At 35.1% G+C, this 2,497-nt stretch carries 2 protein-coding genes; both read right to left on the bottom strand.

What is annotated here, in order from left to right:
* Positions 1–198 precede the first annotated feature (198 nt).
* Positions 199–1,662 carry a magnesium chelatase gene (locus tag B3J44_RS16760; protein ID WP_286969794.1) on the bottom strand — a complete coding sequence of 488 codons (1,464 nt, stop codon included), beginning with the start codon at positions 1,660–1,662 and terminating at the stop codon, positions 199–201.
* A gap of 142 nt (positions 1,663–1,804) precedes the next feature.
* Positions 1,805–2,497 (bottom strand): vWA domain-containing protein (locus B3J44_RS16755; RefSeq protein WP_286969793.1); only part of this gene is annotated, 693 nt, incomplete at its 5' end.

Below are 2,497 nucleotides of genomic sequence, written 5' to 3'. Positions count from 1 at the left end.
GAAATAATTTGTGATGGATTAGCATTATATTTTCTAGAAATTTTGAATATAACACCTACAATAACACTGCAAAGAATACTTAATATAAGAAATAACATAAATTTATTTTTGGATTGTAAAAGTAGCTATTGTAAAATAAAAAAGTCCAGCCGGTTTTAAAAAACCAGCTAGACCAGATTATATTTTAAAATTATGTTTTTAAAATTTACTAATATAACTTCCGTAAATATCTCTAAACTGACTTCCTTTTGCAAAACGGTCTTTACTCAGTTTCTTATATTCTACCAATCCCCAAAGAATAAATTCTTTCATAAAATAAACATCTTCTTTTGCCAATTGAGGTTGGTGTTTTTTTAATAAGTCATCTAATGGCGTTACTTCATCTAAAATACTTTTGTATTCTTTGTCTGAAGCATCATCCAATAATTCGAAACCGCTTTCGGCGAAAAACCATTCTACCACATCAGAGTATGGCGTTTTTTCGTCTGGTTTTTCCAATTTTTCGATTTTAGGAAAATATTCAGGGAATAAAGTTCTAATCGCAGAACCAATTAAGCTTTCGGCCACAACATCGGCTCCCTCCTGCTCTCCTTCATAAACCAATTCTACTTTACCTGTAATTGCTGGAATGATTCCCACAAAGTCCGATAAACGTAATGTCGTTTTATCAGCACCCGAAATCAAAGCGCGACGCTCGGCTGTACTAATTAAATTTTCGAAAGCTGTAATGCTCATTCTTGCACTTACACCACTTTTATTATCGATGTATTCGCTTTCACGAGCTTCAAAACTAATTTGTTCTAAAATATCTCTCGCTAAACTCGGAACATATACAACATCAGTCTGATTTTGATCTAATTTAGACTCTTGCTCAGTAATTGTTCGTGCAATCTCGATACTTTCCGGATAATGCGTTAGAATTTGTGAACCAATTCTATCTTTTAAAGGTGTTACAATACTTCCTCTGTTGGTATAATCTTCTGGATTTGCAGTAAAAACAAATTGCATATCTAAAGGCATTCTCAATTTGAAACCTCTAATCTGAATATCTCCTTCTTGCAATATATTGAATAACGCTACTTGAATTCTCGCCTGTAAATCGGGTAATTCGTTGATTACAAAAATACAGCGATTTGCTCTTGGAATCATTCCGAAGTGTATTACGCGATCGTCTGCATATGACAATTTTAAATTTGCAGCTTTAATTGGATCAACATCACCAATTAAATCGGCAACCGTTACGTCTGGAGTTGCGAGTTTTTCGAAGAAACGTTCACTTCTGTGCAACCACGATATTGGAGTTTCATCTCCTTTCTCAGCAATTAAATCTTTTGCAAAACGAGAAATTGGATTTAACGGATCGTCGTTAATTTCTGAACCTTCCACAAACGGAATATATTCGTCTAATAACTCCACCATTTTACGAGCTAAACGCGTTTTTGCCTGACCACGAAGTCCTAGTAAATTAATATTATGACGAGATAAAATTGCGCGCTCCAGTTCTGGAATTACGGTATTCTCAAATCCATGAACACCTTCAAAAACAGGTTTCCCCGATTTGATTTTTTCACGAAGATTATTTCGCAATTCATCCTTTATGCTTGTAGTTTTATATCCAGCGGCTTTTAATTGACTTAATGTCTTTATAGTATTTATTTCCATTGTGTTGAAATATAGATTTTGTTATTTATTTTTTATGACACTGCATCGTGTCATTTCTTTGTGTAGACGCACTACAGTGCGTCTCTACGATTACGTTGCGTTTAGAAGCCTTTGTCCCTTTGTTCCTCAGAACCTCTGCACCTTATTTAATCCTCTTCTTCCTATTCGCTTCGTAATCTTCAAAAATCATTTCACCAAGGCCTTTTATTCCGGTATAAAATGCTTTTCCTTGATTAGCTTCTGTAAACTGATTTACGAAACGCTGTAAATACGGATCTCTAGCAATCATAAAAGTCGTAATCGGAATATGGAGTTTTCTCGCCTGTTGCGCCTGAGTGTAGCATTTATCGACAATATATTCATCCAAACCATTACTATTCATATAATAAGAACCATCTCGCTCACGAACACAGCTTGGTTTTCCGTCGGTAATCATAAAAATCTGTTTGTTGGTATTACGCTTTCTGCGTAGAATATCCATCGCCAATTGCAAACCAGCAACCGTATTAGTATGATAAGGACCAACTTGCAAATACGGTAAATCTTTAATCGGAATTGTCCAGGCATCATTACCAAAGACCAATATATCTAACGTATCTTTTGGGTATCTTGTTGTAATTAATTCTGCCAACGCCATAGCCACTTTTTTTGCAGGAGTTATTCGGTCTTCGCCATACAAAATCATACTATGACTGATATCGATCATCAAAACCGTACTCATTTGCGCTTTGTATTGGGCATCTTCTACGATCAAATCATTTTCAGTTAGCATAAAACTTTCGACACCGTTATTAACTTGAGCATTTCGCAGACTTTCGGTTAAAGAAATTCTTTC

This window comes from Flavobacterium sp. UBA4854 (assembly GCF_002399805.1).
Lineage (GTDB): Bacteria > Bacteroidota > Bacteroidia > Flavobacteriales > Flavobacteriaceae > Flavobacterium > Flavobacterium ginsengisoli.
This window is presented reverse-complemented; position numbering and strand designations above follow the sequence as displayed.